This is a genomic window from Herbaspirillum sp. CAH-3 (assembly GCF_009668275.1).
GTDB lineage: Bacteria > Pseudomonadota > Gammaproteobacteria > Burkholderiales > Burkholderiaceae_D > Herbaspirillum > Herbaspirillum aquaticum.
In genome coordinates, this window is the sequence record NZ_VSWE01000022.1 from 40,469 (window position 1) to 59,848 (window position 19,380).

The following is a 19,380-nucleotide window of genomic DNA, read 5'->3' on the forward strand; positions in this document are numbered from 1 at the left end:
CGCATGATGCTTGAGACCGCTTCGACCGATACCGCCGCCCTCAGCACGGCGGCACCTGACCTGCCGGCGCCGGCGCTGCAAAGGCTGGCCGCGCAACATTACGGCATCCAAGGCGTGGCCACTGCGCTGGGCGGTGAACGCGACCAGAACGCCTGCATCGAGAGCGCCGATGGCACGCGCTACGTGCTCAAGATCAGCAATCCGTCCGAACAGGCCACCGTGGTGGATTTCCAGATCGCTGCGCTGGATCACATCGCGCAGGCGGCACCGGACCTGCCGATCCCGCGCGTGCTGCGCTCGCTGGGCGGGCAAAGCATCGAACGGGCAAGGCTGCCGGATGGCAGCATCAGCATGGTGCGCATGCTGACCTACCTCGACGGCGTGCAGATCAAGCATACCGACCGCAGCGACGGCCAGCGGCGCGCCATGGGCAGTGGCCTGGCCAGGCTGGACCTGGCCCTGCAAGGCTTCAACCACGCCGGGGCGCATCACGACCTGCTGTGGAACGTCTCTGCGGCGCACCGGCTGCGCGACAAGATGGAGAGCCTGCAGGATCCGGCCAAACGCCAGCTGGCACGGCACTTCATGACGCGCTTCGAAGAGCAGGTGTTGCCGCGCCTGCGCGACGTCCGTGCGCAGGTGATTCACAACGACTATCACCTCTACAACGTGCTGGTGGCCCCGCACGAGCAGGAGCGCATCACCGGCATCATCGATTTCGGCGACATGCTGCACGCGCCGCTGGTGGGTGAAGTCGCCACGGCGGCAGCCTTCCACATGGCAGGCAACGAGGATCCCTTTACCGGGCCGGCACAATTCGTGGCGGCCTATCACGCCGTGCTGCCGCTGAGCGCACCCGAACAGGAGATCGTCACCGACCTGATGGTCACGCGCCAGCTGGTCACGGCCCTCATCTCTGAATGGCGCGCCGTGCGCTATCCCCACAACCGCGCCTACATCATGCGGCACAACCCGGCGGCCTGGGAGGCGCTCGGCCAGATGGCCGACCTGCCGCGCCAGGACGCGCGCGACCGCCTGCTTTCCGACATCCGACACAGGAGCATTGCATGAGCACGACCACCACCACCGACCTCACCATGGTCAACGCCTACATTCCCGGCCGCGCCGACGTCGGCCCCGTGACAGGGGCCCTGATCGAGCGCCGCAATGCCCTGCTGGGGCCGGCCTATCGCCTGATGTATGAACATCCCTTGCACATCGTGCGCGGCGAAGGCGTCTGGCTGATCGATCCGCAGGGGCGGCGCTACCTGGATGTGTACAACAATGTCACTTCGCTGGGACACTGCCATCCGGCCGTCACCGCAGCGATCTGCGAACAGGTACAGACGCTGGCCACCAATACGCGCTACCTGCACGACACCATCCTGGAGCTGGCCGAGCGCTTGCTGGCGACGGTACCGGAGACATCGCTGGCCCACCTGATGCTCACCTGCACCGGCAGCGAAGCCAATGACCTCGCCTATCGCATCGCCAAGGTGCATACCGGCGGCACCGGCGTCATCGTCACTGACACGGCTTATCACGGCATCACCGATGCCGTCTCGCAGTTCTCGCCCTCGCTGGGCAGCAGCGTCAACCTGGGGCCGCATGTGCGCCTGGTACCGGCCCCGCGCGCCTATCACGCGCCGGGGCAGAACCTGGGAGAAAAATTCACGCGCGACGTCGAAGCCGCCATCGCCGACCTGAAACGCCACGGCATCCGGCCTGCTGCCCTGATCGTGGATTCACTGTTCACCAGCGACGGCATCCTCCCCGGACCTGCGGGCTTTCTGCAGGGGGCGGTGCAGGCCATCAAGGCGGCAGGCGGCTTGTTCATCGCCGATGAAGTGCAGCCGGGCTTCGGCCGCACCGGCCAGCACATGTGGGGTTTCCAGCGCCATGGCGTCACGCCCGACATCGTCACCATGGGCAAGCCGATGGGCAATGGCCAGCCGGTCGCAGGCATCCTGGCGACCGCCGATGTGCTGCAGGAATTCGGGCAGCGTTCGCGTTACTTCAATACCTTCGCCGGCAATACGGTCTCGTGTGCAGCCGCGCTGGCGGTACTGAAGACGATAGAACGCGAAAGCCTGATTCCCCATGCACGGGAGGTCGGTGGCGTGCTGCTTGACGGCATCCGTGCGCTGGCCGAACGCCATGAGGCCATCGGCGACGTGCGCGGTGCGGGCATGTTCGTGGGCGTGGAACTGGTGTCGGACCGGGCACAGCGTACGCCGGACCGGGCGCTCACCAGCGAAGTGGTCAACCGGATGCGCCAGAAGGGCGTGCTGCTCAGTGCCTGCGCGATGGGCCACAACGTGCTCAAGATCCGGCCGCCGCTGGTGCTGTCGGCCGACCAGGCGGGCATGGTGATCGATGCGCTGGACGAGTCGCTGACCGAAGTCCGGGCAGCTGCGACACGCGGCTGAGGCCGATGATGCGGTGCTATGATCGATCCATGCGCACCCCCGACCCCATCGACCGCACCGACATCAAGATCCTCGAGCACTTGCAGCGCGAGGGCCGCTGTTCCAACGTGGAGCTGGCCGAGGCCGTCAATCTCAGTCCCAGCCCCTGCCTGACGCGGACCAAGCGCATGGAAGAAACCGGCGTCATCGCCGGTTATGCGGCCCAGGTGGCACTGGAGAAGCTGGGAAGCCACGTCGTGGTGTTTTCCGAAATCACGCTGGGCAGCCACCGTCCCGCGGACTTTCGCAAGTTCGAAGAGGGGGCAGCCCGGTATGCGGAAATCGTGGAGTGCTACAACGTCAGCGGGGGGTATGACTATTTGCTCAAGATCGTCTCGCCCACTGTTGGGCTGTTCCAGGAACTGATGGAACGCCTGCTGGAGGACGAGATCGGCATCGAGAAATTCGCCAGCCGCATTGTGTTGCGCCATCCCTATGAGCGGCGGGTGGAGCCGGTGGAGGTGATTGCTTCGGGGAAGAGCAGCTGGAAGTGACGGCAGGCGAGCCCGCCGTCGCCGCCCTCAGGAAAACCGGGTGAAATCCGGCTTGCGCTTCTCGAAGAAAGCCGTGAACGCTTCCTTGGCCTCGGGCGCGGTCAGCATGCGCGAGAAGTGCTCGATCTCGGCCACCATCTGCTGCTCGGTCGCTGTCACCCGGTTTTTCTTCATCAACTGCTTGGTCACCCGGATCGACGCCGCCGGCAGTGCCGCCAGCTTGGCGGCCTGCTGCTGCGCATAGGGCAGCAATTCTTCCAGCGGCAGCACGCGGTTGACCACACCCATCTGGCAGGCTTCGTCTGCACCGAAGGCTTCGCCCAGCAAGAGCTTCTCGGCCGCACGCTGGTAACCGGCGATATGCGGCAACAGCAGCGACGACGCCGCCTCCGGGCACAAACCCAGTTGCGTGAAGGGCATCGAGAACTTGGCATTGTCAGCGGCATACACAAGGTCGCAATGCAGCAGCAGCGTGGTACCGATGCCCACGGCCACGCCCGCGACGGCCGCCACGATGGGCTTGCTGGCATGGCTGATCTGCCACAGGAACTGGAATACCGGTGCGTCCTGGGTCTTGGGCGGATTCTTCAGGAAATCTTCCAGGTCATTGCCGGCCGAAAAGGATTTGGGCTTGCCGGTGAAGAGGATGGCGCGCACCGCGCTGTCGGTCTCGGCCTCCTTCAGGGCATCAGCCAGTTGCTGGTACATGGCGGCGGTGATGGCGTTCTTCTTGTCTTCGCGGTCGAAGTGGATGGTCAGGACGCCATCGGCCTTGATGAGCTGGATATCCATCTGCACAGGTCTCCTTGAATGTTATAAATGATTTATAAGGTTCATGAAAAAAAGCCGCACGGCATGCGCAGTGCGGCTTTTACATCAGGCCTTGCGGGCGCGGATCAGACGCGTTCGAAAATGCCCGCTGCACCCATGCCGGTACCCACGCACATGGTCACCATGCCGTACTTCAGGTTCTTGCGGCGCAGTGCATGGATGGTGGTGGCGGCACGGATCGCACCGGTAGCACCCAACGGGTGGCCCAAAGCAATCGCGCCGCCCATGGGGTTGACCTTGCTCGGGTCCAGGCCGAGGTCGCCGATGACGGCCAAAGCTTGCGCAGCGAAGGCTTCGTTCAGTTCGATCCAGTCGATCTGGTCCTGGGTCAGGCCGCCGGCCTTGAGGGCCGCAGGAATCGCTTCCTTCGGGCCGATGCCCATGATCTCCGGCGGCACGCCGCGCACCGCGAAGGAGACGAAGCGCGCCAGCGGGGTCAGGTTGAATTGCTTCAGGATCTTTTCCGAGACGATGATCAGCGCACCTGCGCCATCGGAGGTCTGCGAGCTGTTGCCTGCGGTGACGCTGCCCTTGGCGGCGAAGACAGGCTTGAGCTTGGCCAGCGCGGCCAGGTTGGAATCGGCACGCGGACCTTCGTCCAGGGCGACGGTACGGGTCTTGATGTCGATCTCGCCGGTAGCCAGGTTGGGGAAGCGCTCGACGATCTCGACCGAGGTCATCTCGTCGGCGAATTCACCGGCCTGCTGGGCGGCGATGGCCTTCTGGTGCGAGGCCAGCGAGAACTCGTCCTGTGCTTCCCGCGAGACCTTCCACTGCTGTGCCACCTTCTCGGCGGTCAGGCCCATGCCATAAGCCATGCCGACGTTCTCATCCTTGAAGGCATTGATGTTGATGGAAGGATGGAAGCCCATCATCGGCACCATCGACATCGATTCGGCACCGGCGGCGATCATGACGTCAGCTTCACCGACGCGGATGCGGTCAGCGGCCATGGCGATGGCGGTGATGCCGGAGGCGCAGTAGCGGTTGATGGTGACGCCGCCGATGGTATTGGGCAGGCCGGCCAGCAGCACGGCATTGCGCGCCATGTTGAGGCCCTGTGCGCCTTCGGGGAAGGAGCAGCCGACGATGGCGTCCTCGATCAGCTTGGGGTCCAGGCCCGGCACTTGTGCGACGGCGGACTGGATGGCACGCACCAGCAGGTCATCCGGGCGGGTGTTCTTGAACATGCCACGCGGCGCCTTGCCGATGGGGGTGCGGGTGGCGGCGACGATGTAGGCGTCTTGCAGTTGTTTGCTCATTACCAAATCTCCTTGGACTCTCCCTCCCCTTCAGGGGGAAAGAGGTTTCATTAATTGCGCACAGGCTTGCCGGTTTGCATCATGCCCATGATGCGTTCCTGGGTCTTGGGGTGGTTGAGCAGCTCCATGAAGAACTTGCGCTCGATGTCGAGCAGCCATTGTTCATTGACGATGCTGCCCTCTTCCACCTCGCCACCGGCGACAGTCTCGGCGATCATCTTGCCGAGCTTGAAGTCGTGGGCCGAGATGAAGCCGCCATCACGCATGTTGACCAGCTGCGCCATGATGGTGGCCAGGCCGTTGCGGCCGATCACCGGCACCTGCGGCGGCAGCTGCGGACGGTAGCCGGCATCGAACAGCGCGCGCGCCTCGACCTTGGCCACGTGCAGCAATTCATAGGGGTTGAAGACGATGACGTCATCTTCGCGCAGGTAACCCAGCTTGCGCGCTTCCAGTGCGGACTTGGAGACATTGGCAGTGGCCGCGGCCAGCATGTATTCCTTCAGGAATTGCAGGATGTCATTGCCTTTGGCTTCCTTGGCCGCGCGCACGGCCGCTTCCTTCAGGCCGCCACCGGCCGGGATCAGGCCCACGCCCACTTCCACCAGGCCGATATAGGACTCGATGGAGACCACGCGCTTGGCGGTATGCAGCAGCAATTCGCAGCCACCTCCCAAAGCCAGACCCGCCACAGCGGCAATCACCGGCACGCTGGCGTACTTCAGGCGCTGGTGCGCCTGCTGCAGCTGGTGCACCACCGGCTCAATCGCTTTGACGCCACCGGACATGAACAGCGGCAGCATCGACTGCAGGTCGGCACCGGCCGAGAAGGCGCCGCCTTCGGCCGCATCCGGATGCCAGATCACCAGGCCCTTGAAGTTCTGTTCGGCTTCGGTGACGGCCTTGTTCATGCCATCGATCACGCCCTGGCCGATCACGTGCATCTTGGTCTTGAAGGACAGGATCAGCACATCGTCATTCTGGTGCCAGATGCGGACCGATTCGTCTTCAAAGAAGGTGGTGCCGGCGCTCTTGCCATCGGCGGCACCTTCGCCCACCAGCGGGGCACGGAAGGCCTGGCGCTGGTAGACCGGCAGTTCGGAACGGGCCACGTCAGCCTTCTTGGAAGGCGACCAGGAACCCTTCTCCGAATGCACGCCGTCACGGCCATCGAAGACCCAGTCGGGCAGCGGTGCGGTGGAGAGTGCACGGCCGGCCTCAATGTCTTCCTTGACCCATTGCGCGATCTGCTTCCAGCCGGCGGCTTGCCAGGTCTCGAAGGGACCGACGCTCCAGCCGAAGCCCCAGCGCATGGCGAAGTCCAGGTCACGGGCGTTGTCGGCCACCGATTCCAGGTGCACGGCGATGTAGTGGAAGGCATCGCGGAAGATGGCCCACAGGAACTGGCCTTGCGGATTGGTCGAATCATGCAGCGCCTTCATGCGCTTGACCGGATCCTTTTCCTTGAGGATGCGGGCGATGATGTCATCGGCCTTGGCACCGCCCGGAACGTAGTCACCCTTGGCCGGATCGATGCGCAGGATGTCCTTGCCGACCTTCTTGTAGAAACCGGCACCGCTCTTCTGGCCCAGTGCGCCCTGCTCGACCAGCTTGGCCAGCAGCGGCGGGGTGGCATAGGAGGAGAAGAAGGGATCGTCCTTCAGGTTGTCCTGCATGGTCCTGATGACGTGGCCCATGGTATCCAGGCCCACCACGTCGGCGGTACGGAAGGTACCGGACTTGGCACGGCCCAGCTTGGCACCGGTCAGGTCATCGACCACATCGACCGAGAGGCCATACTTCTCGGCTTCGATGATGGTGGCCAGGATGCCGAACACGCCCACGCGGTTGGCCACGAAGTTCGGGGTGTCGAAGGCTCGCACCACGCCCTTGCCCAGCGTGGTGGTGAGGAAGGCTTCGAGCTGGTCGAGGATGTGCGGTTCGGTCGATTGGGTCGGGATCAGTTCGACCAGGTGCATGTAGCGCGGCGGGTTGAAGAAGTGCACGCCGCAGAAGCGCGCCTTCAGGCCGGCATCGAAACCTTCGGACAAGGCATTGATCGACAGGCCCGAGGTATTGGAGGCGAAGATGGCCTTGGGGCCGATGTGCGGGGCGACCTTCTTGTAGAGGTCATGCTTCCAGTCCATGCGCTCGGCGATGGCTTCGATGATGAGGTCGCAGCCTTCCAGCACGGCCAGGTCATCCTCGTAGTTGGCGACCTGGATCAGGGCCGCGTCATCCTTGTTGCCCAGCGGTGCCGGGCTGAGTTTCTTCAGGTTCTCGATGGCGCGTTGCACGATGCCGTTCTTCGGGCCTTCCTTGGCCGGCAGGTCGAACAGCACGACCGGCACGCGGGCATTGATGCAGTGGGCGGCAATCTGGGCCCCCATGACGCCCGCGCCGAGCACGGCCACTTTTTTGACGATGAAATTGGACACGCAAATCTCCTTTGCTGGTGCTGCAAACATGAAACATGAATTCGGGCCTGGCAAGGTGCTGCGCCGCAGGGGCGAGCGCTCACTGTACGCTCTTTATCCCTGGTGCGGCGGCTCACAGCATGCCCTGCCGCAGTGACGCCCGCGTGACGCCGTCACGGGCCGCATTGCGTTGGATCAACGCCGCGTGCAGGCGTGCAGCCCGCGCGCGGCGTGGTGTTGCGATCAGAACAGTTCTGCGTCCAGCGCCATCAGGTTGGCCGCACCCGAACGGGCCTGGCGGATCAGCATCGCGGTTTCCGGCAGCAGGCGCGCAAAGTAGAAGCGCGCCGTGGCCAGCTTGGCGGTGTAGAAGGCGTCGCCGCTGTCCTGCTTTTCCAGCGCGATCTTGGCCATGCGCGCGAACAGGTAGGAGAACACCAGGTGGCCAACCACGCGCAGGTAAGGCACGGCAGCCGCGCCGGCTTCATCCTGGTTGGCGAAGGACTTCATGCCGATTTCCATGGTCAGCTTGGTCACCTTGTCGCCGATGTCGGCCAGCGGGGTGATGAACTCGGACATGGATTCATCGGTACCGTGCTCTTCCACGAAGGCCTGGATCTGCGCGCCGAATTTCTTCAGCTTGGCGCCGTTGTCCATCAGGATCTTGCGGCCCAGCAGGTCCAGTGACTGGATGGTGTTGGTTCCTTCATAAATCATGTTGATGCGGGCATCGCGCACGTATTGCTCCATGCCCCACTCGGCGATGTAGCCATGGCCGCCGTAGACCTGCAGGCACTCGGAGGTGGCCATCCAGGCGTTGTCGGTCAGGAAGGCCTTCACCACCGGGGTCAGCAGGGCCACGATGTCGGCGCTGTCCTTGCGTACTTGTTCATCCGGGTGGGTCAGTTCCTTGTCCAGCTCCAGCGCGACATAGGAGGTGAAAGCACGGCCACCTTCGGCGAAGGCCTTGGCGGTCAGCAGCATGCGGCGCACGTCCGGATGCACGATGATCGGATCGGCCGGCTTGTCGGCGGCCTTGATGCCGGACAGGCTGCGCATCTGCAGGCGGTCCTTGGCGTAGACCAGGGCGTTCTGGTAAGCCACTTCGGTCAAGCCCAGGCCTTGCATGCCCACGCCCAGGCGGGCTGCGTTCATGAACACGAACATCGCCTGCAGGCCTTTGTGCGGCTGGCCGATCAGCCAGCCGGTGGCGCCATCCAGGTTCATCTGGCAGGTGGCGTTGCCGTGGATGCCCATCTTCTCTTCGATGGCACCGCAGAAGATCGGGTTGCGTGCGCCCAGCGAGCCGTCGGCATTGGGCAGGAACTTGGGCACCAGGAAAAGTGAAATCCCCTTCGAACCTTCGGGTGCATCGGGCAGACGGGCCAGGACCAGGTGAACGATGTTGGCGGACACGTCGTTTTCACCAGCGGAGATGAAAATCTTGTTGCCGGTGATCTTGTAGGAGCCATCGGCCTGCGGCTCGGCCTTGCTGCGCAAGAGGCCCAGGTCGGTACCGCAGTGGGCTTCGGTCAGGCACATGGTGCCGGTCCATTCGCCCGAGACCAGCTTGGGCAGGTAGAGCTGCTTCTGTTCGTCCGAACCGTGCGCATGCAGGCACTCGTAGGCACCGTGCGAGAGGCCGGGGTACATGGTCCAGGCCTGGTTGGACGAGTTCAGCATCTCGTAGAAGGAGTTGTTGATCGTCAGCGGCAGGCCCTGGCCGCCGAAGTCCGGATCACAGGACAACGCCGCCCAGCCGGCTTCCACATATTGCTTGTAGGCTTCCTTGAAACCCTTGGGCGTGGTCACGGACTTGCTCTCGCGATCGAAATGGCAGCCCTCGCGGTCACCCGAATGGTTCAGCGGGAACAGGACCTGCGAGGCGAACTTGCCGCCCTCTTCCAGTACCTGGTCCACCAGTTCGCGGTTGGTGTCGGCGTGGGGCGGCAGTTCCTTGAACACTTCCTCGACATTGAGCAGCTCGTGCAGCACGAATTGCATGTCGCGCAAGGGGGCGTTGTATTGGGGCATGGATGTCTCCGGACGGGTTACGCTGCCTTCCTGGCAGCCGATTTGGAATTCTTGGGGGTGCTGGTGCTGGCGCTGTCGCTGCCCTGCGGGCGGTAGCTGTCGATGAGGCGGCGGAAGCTGGCCTCGGCACGTTCAACGCTGCCGGGGATGTGCAGGAAGCGCGCATCGTGATGCAGGGCCAGGATCAGGCCATACATTTCATAGACCATCTGGCTGACCTCGATGTCGGTGCGCAGGTGGCCGGCTTCCATGGCCTGCTTGATGCAGCGCTCCAGCGCATCGCGCCAGGCCTGGACCATGGCCACCAGGTGATCGCGGATGGCGCCGGGGCGGTCGTCATACTCGACCGCGCCGCTGATGTAGATGCAGCCCAGGGCGATTTCCACCGTGACCTGCTTGATCCAGCGCGCGAACATGCCTTCCAGGCGCGGCAGGCCGCGCGGCTCTTTGATGGAGGGATAGAACACGTCCTGCTCGAAGCGGTTGTGGTACAGGCGCACGACCTCGATCTGCAGGTCCTCGCGCGAGCCGAAATGGGCGAAGACGCCGGACTTGCTCATCTTCATCTTCTCCGCCAGCAGGCCGATGGTGAGCCCTTCCAGGCCATCACGGCTGGCCAGCTCCAGCGCCACATCCAGGATGGCGGCGCGGGTCTGCTCGCCCTTGCGCAGGAACTTGGGCCGGGCGGGCGCGGTGGTCACCTTGCTTGTCTCAGTCATCGTTGTCTCTTTGATATCCGCCGCAGACGGCGACGGGAAGGAACCGGTTCGACGGGCGCGGCTCGGGGTCCGCTGTCTTGTGCCCTGGATAAACTGACATGAATTTATCTTCATGCAGAATTTATTCGAACGATCGTACTATTATTCATCACGCCGCAAATGTCAAACAAAAAATCGGGCCGTCTTGCGGTACGGATTTTGCCGGGTGGCAAGCCTTCAGGCGGACGCGGGAGGGGGATTGGCGGCACCCAGCAGGTCGTGGGCATCGAGCAGGGCGTAGACGATGGTGGGGTTGTTTTCCAGGCACTTGCGGATGGCTGCCGGGATGGTATCGCGCGTCTTGCGGCACAGGCCGGGCTGCTCGGCCAGGTGGATCTGCAGGCCGCGCACGGTGCGCACCTCGTTGGGGCCGGGGCTGATGTGCAGGTGGATGCCGAGGTTCTTGCGCATCAGGCTGCCCACATGCAGCAGCTCGTCGTAGGTGCTGATGCGGGTGATGCGTTCGATCAGGCGTTTTTCTTCTTCACGGGTAAGCCAGAGCACGCGGGCTTCGGGCGCGTGCAGGCATTCCAGCAGCGCTTCACGCTGGCAATCGCAGGCACCGGGCGGGCACTCCTTGCGCAGGGGACGGGCCACGGGGACGGACTGCATCGATTCGGAAGAGACCACCTGAGACATCTGCACCTTTGCACCTGGGTTGGAGAAAAGACAGGCCGGGGAAAACGGTCCTCATCTTACAACGAGCCCGCGTTGCAGCGGGATCAGGATGAGGACCGGTCGAGCAGTCGGCGGTCACGCTTGGTCGGGCGTCCCTTGATCTCGGCCGAGGGTTCGCGGAAGAGGCGATGGCGTTCGGCCAGCGCAGCACGCCGCGCGATGCTCTCTTCGGTTTCCTGGTACAGGGTGGCGGCAATGGCGGCCGAGCCGCGCTTGTCGGCGATGCCCGTGACCAGCACCTCCCATTCGGTGGAACCGTTGTCGATATCCAGGCGGTCGCCATTCCTGACGTTGTGGGCGGGCTTGGTGCGCTCGCCGTTGAGCTTGATGCGGCCGCGCTCCACGGCTTCGGTGGCCTGCGATCGCGTCTTGAAGAAGCGTGCGGCCCAGCACCATTTGTCGATGCGGGTGGTGTCCATGTCAGGATGTGAATTGGTGAGTGACGCTCAGTAGGTAGCGGTAATTATCGATATTTTTTGAATCATTTGCTCAAGAAAATCGGGATTCACTTCCTTTCTTTGGCGGATCGGCGTCCTGGCGGGCTGGCGTCCCTATGCTGGGCGGTTTTTGTGACCACGCTTGTTGCTGCAGTCCATTCCGCCATGACAGATCACCTCCAGACCATCGCTGCGGCGTTCGCCAGCGCCGTACTCTCGCAGCAACACCGCCCGCTCAGGCTGCGCTGGCGACCGCAGGAAACCCGTTTCGCGCAATGGCTGCTGGTGCAGCGGGTCGATATCGAGGAAGCCTGGCTGGAAGGACTGCAGGCGAAACTGACCTGCGTTTCCAGCGATCCTGAACTGCCGCTGCAGGCCCTGCTGGGACAGCCGCTGGGCATCGAAATGGTGACCGACCGTGGCGGGCTGCATCACACGAACGGGATCATCACCGAGGCGCGCGCAGGCCACGCCGACGGGGCGTTGCGGATCTACCAGCTCACGCTCAAGGACGCGCTGTCGATCATGGAGGAGCGCATCAATACCCGCATCTTCCGTCAACTGAGCGTACCCCGCATCCTGGAGATCATGCTGGGTGAATGGCGCCAGCGCAGCCCGGCACTGGCGGCGGCGTTTCACTTCGACCTCCATCGCCTGGAAAATCGCCGCTATCCGGTGCGCGAGATCAGTCATCAGTTCAACGAATCCGACGCGCACTTCATCAGACGCCTCTGCCGGCGCGAAGGCATCGGCTGGTACATAGCCAGCGCCCAGCCTGCGGACGATACTGGCAAGCCAGCCGATGCGGGCGTTCCGATGCACACGCTGGTGTTTTGTGATTACGCCGCGCTGCTGCCCCAGGCCGCTGCCGGCACCGTGCGTTACCACCGCGCCGGCGCTACCGAGCAGCGCGACACCATCAACGCCTGGAGCCGGCAGCGCAGCCTGGTGCCGGGGCGTGTGTGGCGCGGCAGCTGGGACTACAAGGCGGTGCGCGTGGACGAGGTGGCCAGTCAAAATGTACTCGACCAGGGCGATGCGGGCAGGGCCTTGGCCTGTGTCCTGGATGACGGGCTCATCGAGGCCCCGCACACGGCCGACGGCCAGCAAGATCACTTGCGCATGGCCCATGCCCGCATGATGGCGCACGAGGGCCGCAGCGAATCCTTCGAGGCCAGTGGCACGGTGCGCGATCTGGCCGTGGGGCACTGGTTCGTGCTGGAAGGGCATCCCGACCTACGCGGACACGATCGCACCTTGCGCGAATTCATCGTGACCTCGTTACGGCAACAGGCTGAAAACAATTTCCCCAAAGCGCTGCAGGATGCCATCGAGCGCCTGCTGCCCGCCTCCATCTGGCAAGCCGAGGTGCCGGGTGCAGCGGACATGCGCTACCGCAACCAGCTCATCTGCCGCCGCCGTAGTGCGACGCTAGCACCGCACTACGACCCGAGATTGCACCTGCCCCCCGTGCATCCGATCACTGCCTTGGTGGTCGGTCCTGCACGCGAGGAGGTGTACTGCGACGAACTTGGTCGCATCAAGGTGCAACTGCAGGGACTGCATGCGGAAGACCATGTTCATGCGCAAGGCGCGGGTACCACCGGAGAGGACCGCGACAGCGCTTTTGTGCGCGTATCGAGCGCCTGGGCGGGTGCAGGCTATGGGCAGGATGCCGTGCCGCGGGTGGGCATGGAAGTACTGATAGATTTCCTCGGGGGTGATCCCGACAAGATGGTCGTCGCCGGTGTCCTGCACAACGGCATCAACCATCCCGCCCGCTTCAGCCACGGTGGCGGTTTGCCCGGCAATCGTTTTCTCTCCGGGATCAAGTCCAAGGAGATCGACGGCGCGCGCTACAACCAGCTGCGCCTGGACGACACGCCAGGACAGATCAGCTCGCAACTGGCCAGCGAGCACCAGCACAGCCAGATCAACCTGGGTTATCTCACCGAACCGCGCCACGATGGACATGGCGATGATCGTGGCGAGGGGCTGGAAATGCGCACGGATGGGCATGGCGTCCTGCGCGGGGCAAAGGGTGTCCTCATTACGGCGCAAGCACAGGACGGTGGGCGTGGCCGCATGCTGGAGCGGGAGACCCTGCTGGACACGCTGCGCAGCCTGGAGGAACTGGCGCAGCGTTTGAGCCAGGATGCCGCCAGGCACCACGCAGAAGCGACCGATCTGGCGCAACTGGAGCGCATCAGGAAGCAACTGCAAGCATGGGAGTCGAGCGAAGGGGCCGCCGGCACAAGGCACGCTGCGGCACCCATGGTCGCCCTCGACGCGCCGGCCGGCGTGAGCGTGACCAGCCAGGACACCATGGTACTGGGCGCGACGCGGCATATCGACCTGGTCAGCCGGGACAATATCCAGCTCAGTGCCGGACGCAAGCTGCTGATGCGGGCGGGAGAACTGTTCGCTGCCTTTGCGGCCAAGCACATGAAGCTGATCAGCGGCAAGGGCAGCGTCCAGGTACAGGCTCACGAAGAACACATCGAGCTTCAGGCTGCGCGACGCATCCTGCTGGAGGCCAGCGAGGAGATCATCCTGCAGGCCCCGAAGATCAGCATCCGTTCGCGCGACAACACCGAAATCAATGGAGGCGGCAGCTTCAGCCGCTGGCACGCCAGCCTCATCGAACACGGCACCAGCGGACAGTGGCGGCAACAGGCGGCCGAGCACAATGTGCTGGGCCCGGCCAATTGTCCGCCACCGGAAATACCGCCGCCGCCCACCTATGAAGACTTGCAGCAGAGCGACAGTTTGCTGGTGCGCTTGCGCAGTCATGCGCGCCATGGAAGGCCGCTGGCACACCAACCCTATACGCTCTTCAAACAGGGGGCGCAGATCGCCGAGGGCGTCACTGACGCGGCCGGGCGATTACGGATCGAAGACCATCAGCCGGGCGACAACAGCTACTCGGTCGAGCTCCCCAACGGCTACCGCTTTGATTTGCCGGTCCACGAAGAGATCAGTGCACTGGACCAACAGCTGGCGGCCTCGGGCTACCGCAGCACTGAAGCGGACGCAGAAAGCCGCCTGCGCCATGCAGGCGCCTGAACCCCTTCCCCTTTTTGATCATCGCCATGACACAGACCTACCATCCAGGCAGCGTTCCCATCGATCTGCGCAAACGTAGTGCTACCGCAACAGCGCAATGGCTGCTGGAGCGCGCAGAAGACAGCAATTCCCCGATCTATCACGCCAACCAGCTTGAAGTGCTGATCTGTGGCGAAGAAGGATTTGCCCGCATCCTGCAGGACATCCGCCAAGCAAAGCACAGCGTGGAAATCATCTGCTGGGGATTCGACCCTGCCATGGAGCTGGAACGCAAGGGCAACACCTGGCCGCGTGGGCCGACCTGGGGGGATTTGCTCAGGGAGGTCGCGGCCGGCAAGTACAACAATGGCAAGCCGGTAGAGGTACGGGTGCTGTGCTGGAATGAGAGCCCGATCTCGGCCATGGCCAACAATACGCCGGGCTACGGCAAGCTCGACGCCCAGCAGGTCAAGCGCATCCGGCATCACGAACGACTCTCCGGAAAATCTTATGAAGCTGGGCTTTCGCCGCAGGAACGCCGTGACCATTTCAACGCTTTGTGGTTCTTTGAGGCCACTCACGGCACGCATCCTCATCTCACCTTCAAGGTCCGCGCGGGCGACGCCGATAAAGTCCGCCAGAGCTTGGCAGAAGAGCGTTCCGCCAGGCTGTCGATGACTGAGCACCAATCCCTGGTCCAAGCATCGACTGCCCATCAGAAAACAATACTCATCGACTACGACCATGCGCAGGGAGAACATGCGGTCGGCTACGTAATGGGACTGAACAGCGTCACCGATTATTGGGATACGCGAAAGCACTTGTTTTACGACCCGCGCCGGGGCCAATCGTGGGAAGGTGGCGGGGATGAACTTCCCGGGCTTAAACCGCTGCAGGACTATGCCTGCCGCATTTGCGGCGAGGCCCTGATCAGCGTGAGCAAGAATTTCGTGGATGCCTGGAATCGGGTAGCCACAGCCGACCAACAAATCCAGCGCATGCACGACCTGCGCTCACCACCGGCTGGCCTGAAGGTTCGCGCTGGCAAGGCCGCTCATCGCGCGCAGATCGTGCGCACACAGGCGGAGGAAGGCGACAAGACCATCCAGCGCCTCTATCGGCAAGCAACCAGCTTCGCGTCCAATTACATCTACATCGAAAACCAGTATTTCCAGTACGCGGAGTGGGCGAAGTATCTCAAGCAGCTGCGGCGTGATTTCATCACAGCATGGAAGGCTGCGGGGCAGCCGATGAACAAGCTCCCCGATCTGCATGTCTTCATCGTCATCCCCACTCCAGAGCGCCCGCAGATGGTTCCGGCTACGCATGAGACCGTCAAGGCGCTCGGGCACGGCACATCGATGCCCAATCAGGACAAGGAGGTGGAACGAGAGCTGGCTCTCCGGGAACGGGAGAAAGAACTGGCGACCTACGAGTTCAAGGAAAGGAAAAATGGTGCTCCGCCAGAGCTGGTGCGGGGATCCAAGCCGGCCTCTCCTGATAGTGAATCACGGAGCAATGCCGACATTGCCAAGGAGCTCGATTCCCTCGGCATCAAAACACTCGTAGCCAGTCTGTGGACCTACGATCATGCCGGCGACAGCAAAGGGGAAAAATATCGCGAGATCTACATCCACAGCAAGTTGATGATCATCGACGATGCGTTCTTTACGTTGGGTAGCGCCAACATGAATCTGCGCAGCATGGCGGTAGATGCTGAGATCAACATCGGGTGTGATGATCCGCTGTTGAGCGAGAACTTGCGATCACGAGTTTTCACTATGCACACGGACGATGCGATCAGGTGCAATGGCGGAGACGGAGGCCATCACGCTATTCAAGAAGCATTTAAGGCTTGGGTCAAATTATTGTCTGAGAACAAGATAAGTAAAGACGACCAAAAACCTTGCAAGGGCTTCCTTATCCCCTTCGAAGATAAGCGCACATCCAATATGCGAATCGCATAACTCCTGCCCATGCCAACGATCTTTATCAAAAAAATCAAATTACGCGGCACCGCCATAGGGGTCGCTTTGTTGTCATTAATCGTATTCTTTCTTCTGATATCAATGTTCATGCATAAGCTTCCCCGCAACATGTCCCTCAAGGCATTCGATCCTCATCGCAAAGAGTTTCCTTGCAATTACGAGAAGTACAGCGAGACTCCTCTTAACGAAGAGGCGGAAACCTGGTTCAGAGAAGGCCTGGCAGCCACCAGCTTTGATCTATGGCCAGACGACCGCGATTACGTGAAAGCGGCAAAACTATGGAGTAAATCCGCAGAAGAAAAGCACTGGCAAGCAATGCTGAATTTAGCCAGCTTATACATCCAAGGGAAAGGGGTGGGGAAAGATACGGAGCGAGCGGTTTCACTCGTTGAAGAAGTAATGAAGATGGGAATTCCTCGTGCCTTTGATTTTATGGGGACCCTGCATATCAATGGTACCGGTGTGAGGCAAGATGCAACTCGAGCGTATGCCTTCTGGTCTCTCGCAGCTGAAATGGGAAGTGCTGACGCTCAGGCATACCTCGGCGAAAGACTCAATGCAAGCCGTGACGACCCCGCACGCGAGACCTGGGGAAACAAGGCACTCGCCTACAAGCTGTTGGAATGCGCCCATGCTCAAGAAAACGGTAGAGCTGCGTCGATCCTGGGACTTAGCCTTGGATTGGACGGCGACCAGCAACGAGCCCTCAACATCTTGCATGACGGTGTGAAATTCGGTAGCGAGAAGAGCGCCATTTTCCTCGCAGTGAGTTTCGGCTCAGGTGATGCAACAGCAAACTCGCGCGAGGATAAAGATAGAGGAGATCGCTATGGAGCCATCGCCGACATGCTCCGCCTCAACCCCGACCTCCGCCTTCCGAACCTGGACAAGGTTCTTCCTCTACCGCCCGCCATCCTCCCCTACTGGGATGGCGAGAAGGAAACCCTGATCAATGGCGCCAAACCCGTCAAGGCGACCTCACTGGCGGACATCAAACCTTCCCCTGCTTCACTGCGCCAGGGCCGCGCTCATATCCCCGACGGCCTTGTCCTCCCCGACGAGCCGCAAGGTGGCCACCTTATCCAGCACCTGCACACCGATGCCACCATCAGCGGATTTTGGCTCGCCCAATTGGCCAAACCTTATACACCCAAGCAGGTGGCATGGAATGCCGCGCAGGTACCGATGTACTACGCACAGGGCGAATCCTTCACTCCCCCTGAAGACATTACAAAAGAGTCCGGCGTTCTTCGTTTCCACTATCTCGGCAATCCTGTTCCCAAACTGCCGGCTGCGCGGCATGTCCCCGACTGGCGAGTCCCCCAAGGCGTGTTGCGCGAAATCCACGTCCCCTCACGCGATTTGCGCTCCAGCGGCTTGCTCACTGCACCAGCCACCGGCATCTGGCATGGCGAGGTCGATCCCGCCCATCCACTGGCCAAGGTCTTCAATCAATGGACGCGCCAAGCCTATGTCGAAGAGGGGCAGCCTTTCCCTGACCCGCGTGATCGCGGCCTGGACATTTCTCCAAAAGATATCCAGTGGCAATGGCTGGATCAGGCGAATCAGCCTCTGCCGTCGGGGCGCAAGGACATCACCATCCGCAACTTCAGTCCGTCAGAACCGGCATCAACAACACGCTGAGCTACGCCAACCCACCCTTCCCCAAAGAAAAACGCCGGCTCGCAAGCCGGCGTTTTCTTCATCTCAACAAGCGCTTCAACAGGCTCAACGCTCCACAGCCAGCGCCACACCCATGCCGCCACCGATACAGAGGCTGGCCAGACCCTTCTTGGCATCACGGCGCACCATCTCGTGCAGCAGCGTCACCAGCACGCGGCAGCCAGAGGCACCGATGGGGTGGCCCAGGGCAATGGCGCCACCGTTGACGTTGATCTTGCTGGTGTCCCAGCCCATCTGCTTGTTCACCGCAATGGCTTGCGCAGCAAAGGCTTCGTTGATTTCCATCAGGTCCAGGTCCTGTGCAGTCCAGCCTGCCTTCTTCAGGGTCAGCTGCGATGCCGGCACCGGGCCCATGCCCATGATGCTGGGATCCAGGCCGGCCGAGGAATAGGCCTTTATCTTGGCCAGCACAGGCAGGCCCAGTTCGGCAGCCAGCTTGGCCGAGGTCACCACCACGGCCGCTGCGCCATCGTTGATGCCGGAGGCGTTGCCGGCCGTCACCGTACCGGCCTTGTCGAAGGCCGGACGCAGCGCCGCCAGCGCCTCAGCGGTCACGCCGTGCTTGACGAATTCATCGGTATCGAAGACCACGGTTTCCTTCTTGCCCTTGATCTCGATGGGCACGATCTCATCCTTGAACTTGCCGGCCTTCTGCGCTGCTTCAGCCTTGTTCTGCGAGGCGGCAGCAAAAGCATCCTGCTCTTCGCGGCTGATCTCGAACTTCTTGGCCACGTTCTCGGCGGTGATGCCCATGTGATACTGGTTGTAGACGTCCCACAACCCATCCACGATCATGGTGTCGGTCAGCTTGGCGTCTCCCATGCGGAAGCCGTCACGCGAGTTGTTGAGCACGTGCGGCGAGGCACTCATGTTCTCCTGGCCGCCGGCGATGACGATCTGCGCGTCGCCGCAGCGAATCGCCTGCGCCGCCAGCTGCACCGCCTTCAGGCCGCTGCCGCAGACCTTGCCGACCACGAAGGCCGGGACCATGTCAGGCAGGCCGGACTTGATGACCGACTGGCGCGCCGGGTTCTGGCCCAGGCCAGCGGTCAGCACCTGGCCGAGGATGACTTCGCTGATGGCTTCCGGCTTGATGCCGGTCTTGGCCAGCAGGGCCTTGATGACTTGCGCACCCAGATCGGCCGCCGCAATCTTCGACAAGGACCCGCCGAATTTGCCGATCGCCGTTCTCTGTGCTGCGACAATGACCACATCATCCATAACTCGCTCCTTTTATTGAAATGGCAGGCAGCCGCGCACGGCTGTCCTTCGAAAACCGGGATGG

At 62.4% G+C, this 19,380-nt stretch carries 14 protein-coding genes; 6 read left to right on the top strand and 8 right to left on the bottom strand.

Annotation, left to right across the window (positions count from 1 at the left end; genetic code table 11):
• Nucleotides 1–3: 3 nt before the first annotated feature.
• From FYB76_RS23540 to FYB76_RS23550, 3 genes are read left to right on the top strand one after another with little or no spacing between them, the layout of a single operon-like run.
• Nucleotides 4–1,071: a phosphotransferase gene (locus tag FYB76_RS23540; protein ID WP_154135247.1), complete on the top strand. Its 1,068-nt coding sequence runs from the start codon at nucleotides 4–6 to the stop codon at nucleotides 1,069–1,071.
• On the top strand, nucleotides 1,068–2,429 hold the full coding sequence (locus tag FYB76_RS23545) for an aspartate aminotransferase family protein (RefSeq protein WP_154135248.1): 1,362 nt from the start codon (nucleotides 1,068–1,070) through the stop codon (nucleotides 2,427–2,429). Before FYB76_RS23540 ends, FYB76_RS23545 begins: the two co-directional genes overlap by 4 nt.
• Nucleotides 2,430–2,458: 29 nt before the next feature.
• Nucleotides 2,459–2,962: an Lrp/AsnC family transcriptional regulator gene (locus FYB76_RS23550; protein WP_088755790.1), complete on the top strand. Its 504-nt coding sequence runs from the start codon at nucleotides 2,459–2,461 to the stop codon at nucleotides 2,960–2,962.
• 27 nt (nucleotides 2,963–2,989) lie between these two features.
• On the opposite strand, the gene FYB76_RS23555 is transcribed toward FYB76_RS23550, so the two are convergent.
• The 7 genes from FYB76_RS23555 to FYB76_RS23585 all read right to left on the bottom strand — a co-directional run bounded on the left by FYB76_RS23555 (nucleotide 2,990) and on the right by FYB76_RS23585 (nucleotide 11,361).
• A complete protein-coding gene (locus tag FYB76_RS23555) occupies nucleotides 2,990–3,754 on the bottom strand; it encodes an enoyl-CoA hydratase (protein ID WP_154135250.1) in 765 nt (254 codons plus the stop codon).
• 104 nt (nucleotides 3,755–3,858) lie between these two features.
• Nucleotides 3,859–5,055: an acetyl-CoA C-acyltransferase gene (locus FYB76_RS23560; protein WP_008334355.1), complete on the bottom strand. Its 1,197-nt coding sequence runs from the start codon at nucleotides 5,053–5,055 to the stop codon at nucleotides 3,859–3,861.
• Nucleotides 5,056–5,105: 50 nt separating this feature from the next.
• Nucleotides 5,106–7,493, bottom strand: a complete 2,388-nt coding sequence (locus tag FYB76_RS23565) for a 3-hydroxyacyl-CoA dehydrogenase/enoyl-CoA hydratase family protein (protein WP_284076625.1) — start codon at nucleotides 7,491–7,493, stop codon at nucleotides 5,106–5,108.
• Nucleotides 7,494–7,715: 222 nt separating this feature from the next.
• Entirely contained in the window at nucleotides 7,716–9,506 is a 1,791-nt protein-coding gene (locus FYB76_RS23570) for an acyl-CoA dehydrogenase C-terminal domain-containing protein (RefSeq protein WP_088755787.1), read from the bottom strand.
• Between the two features lie 17 nt (nucleotides 9,507–9,523).
• A complete protein-coding gene (locus tag FYB76_RS23575) occupies nucleotides 9,524–10,225 on the bottom strand; it encodes a TetR/AcrR family transcriptional regulator (protein WP_088755786.1) in 702 nt (233 codons plus the stop codon).
• 216 nt (nucleotides 10,226–10,441) lie between these two features.
• Nucleotides 10,442–10,903 (bottom strand): hypothetical protein, encoded by a 462-nt coding sequence (locus FYB76_RS23580; RefSeq protein ID WP_154135276.1) that lies wholly within the window; start codon nucleotides 10,901–10,903, stop codon nucleotides 10,442–10,444.
• A gap of 83 nt (nucleotides 10,904–10,986) precedes the next feature.
• Nucleotides 10,987–11,361: an RNA-binding S4 domain-containing protein gene (locus tag FYB76_RS23585; RefSeq protein WP_121042390.1), complete on the bottom strand. Its 375-nt coding sequence runs from the start codon at nucleotides 11,359–11,361 to the stop codon at nucleotides 10,987–10,989.
• Between the two features lie 183 nt (nucleotides 11,362–11,544).
• Here FYB76_RS23585 and FYB76_RS23590 point away from each other — a divergent pair, with 183 nt between their 5' ends.
• The 3 genes from FYB76_RS23590 (at nucleotide 11,545) to FYB76_RS23600 (ending at nucleotide 18,056) form a co-directional block, all read left to right on the top strand.
• Entirely contained in the window at nucleotides 11,545–14,445 is a 2,901-nt protein-coding gene (locus tag FYB76_RS23590) for a type VI secretion system Vgr family protein (protein ID WP_154135253.1), read from the top strand.
• 26 nt (nucleotides 14,446–14,471) lie between these two features.
• On the top strand, nucleotides 14,472–16,391 hold the full coding sequence (locus FYB76_RS23595) for a phosphatidylserine/phosphatidylglycerophosphate/cardiolipin synthase family protein (protein ID WP_154135254.1): 1,920 nt from the start codon (nucleotides 14,472–14,474) through the stop codon (nucleotides 16,389–16,391).
• Between the two features lie 102 nt (nucleotides 16,392–16,493).
• The gene (locus tag FYB76_RS23600) at nucleotides 16,494–18,056 is read left to right on the top strand and encodes a tetratricopeptide repeat protein (protein ID WP_195724709.1); all 1,563 of its coding nucleotides are present in this window, start codon (nucleotides 16,494–16,496) and stop codon (nucleotides 18,054–18,056) included.
• Between the two features lie 84 nt (nucleotides 18,057–18,140).
• Here the strand turns inward: FYB76_RS23600 and FYB76_RS23605 are convergent, their stop codons facing one another.
• Nucleotides 18,141–19,316, bottom strand: coding sequence for an acetyl-CoA C-acetyltransferase (locus FYB76_RS23605; RefSeq protein WP_088755782.1), 1,176 nt, complete (start codon nucleotides 19,314–19,316; stop codon nucleotides 18,141–18,143).
• Between the last annotated feature and the right edge of the window lie 64 nt (nucleotides 19,317–19,380).

Bases quoted from the DNA above. Each gene is read 5' to 3' on its own strand.
- FYB76_RS23600 (WP_195724709.1), top strand. From the start codon at position 16,494: ATGTTCATGCATAAGCTTCCCCGCAACATGTCCCTCAAGGCATTCGAT.
- FYB76_RS23585 (WP_121042390.1), bottom strand. From the start codon at position 11,361: ATGGACACCACCCGCATCGACAAATGGTGCTGGGCCGCACGCTTCTTC.
- FYB76_RS23605 (WP_088755782.1), bottom strand. From the start codon at position 19,316: ATGGATGATGTGGTCATTGTCGCAGCACAGAGAACGGCGATCGGCAAA.
- FYB76_RS23590 (WP_154135253.1), top strand. From the start codon at position 11,545: ATGACAGATCACCTCCAGACCATCGCTGCGGCGTTCGCCAGCGCCGTA.
- FYB76_RS23580 (WP_154135276.1), bottom strand. From the start codon at position 10,903: ATGTCTCAGGTGGTCTCTTCCGAATCGATGCAGTCCGTCCCCGTGGCC.
- FYB76_RS23555 (WP_154135250.1), bottom strand. From the start codon at position 3,754: ATGGATATCCAGCTCATCAAGGCCGATGGCGTCCTGACCATCCACTTC.
- FYB76_RS23570 (WP_088755787.1), bottom strand. From the start codon at position 9,506: ATGCCCCAATACAACGCCCCCTTGCGCGACATGCAATTCGTGCTGCAC.
- FYB76_RS23545 (WP_154135248.1), top strand. From the start codon at position 1,068: ATGAGCACGACCACCACCACCGACCTCACCATGGTCAACGCCTACATT.
- FYB76_RS23595 (WP_154135254.1), top strand. From the start codon at position 14,472: ATGACACAGACCTACCATCCAGGCAGCGTTCCCATCGATCTGCGCAAA.
- FYB76_RS23560 (WP_008334355.1), bottom strand. From the start codon at position 5,055: ATGAGCAAACAACTGCAAGACGCCTACATCGTCGCCGCCACCCGCACC.
- FYB76_RS23540 (WP_154135247.1), top strand. From the start codon at position 4: ATGATGCTTGAGACCGCTTCGACCGATACCGCCGCCCTCAGCACGGCG.
- FYB76_RS23550 (WP_088755790.1), top strand. From the start codon at position 2,459: ATGCGCACCCCCGACCCCATCGACCGCACCGACATCAAGATCCTCGAG.
- FYB76_RS23575 (WP_088755786.1), bottom strand. From the start codon at position 10,225: ATGACTGAGACAAGCAAGGTGACCACCGCGCCCGCCCGGCCCAAGTTC.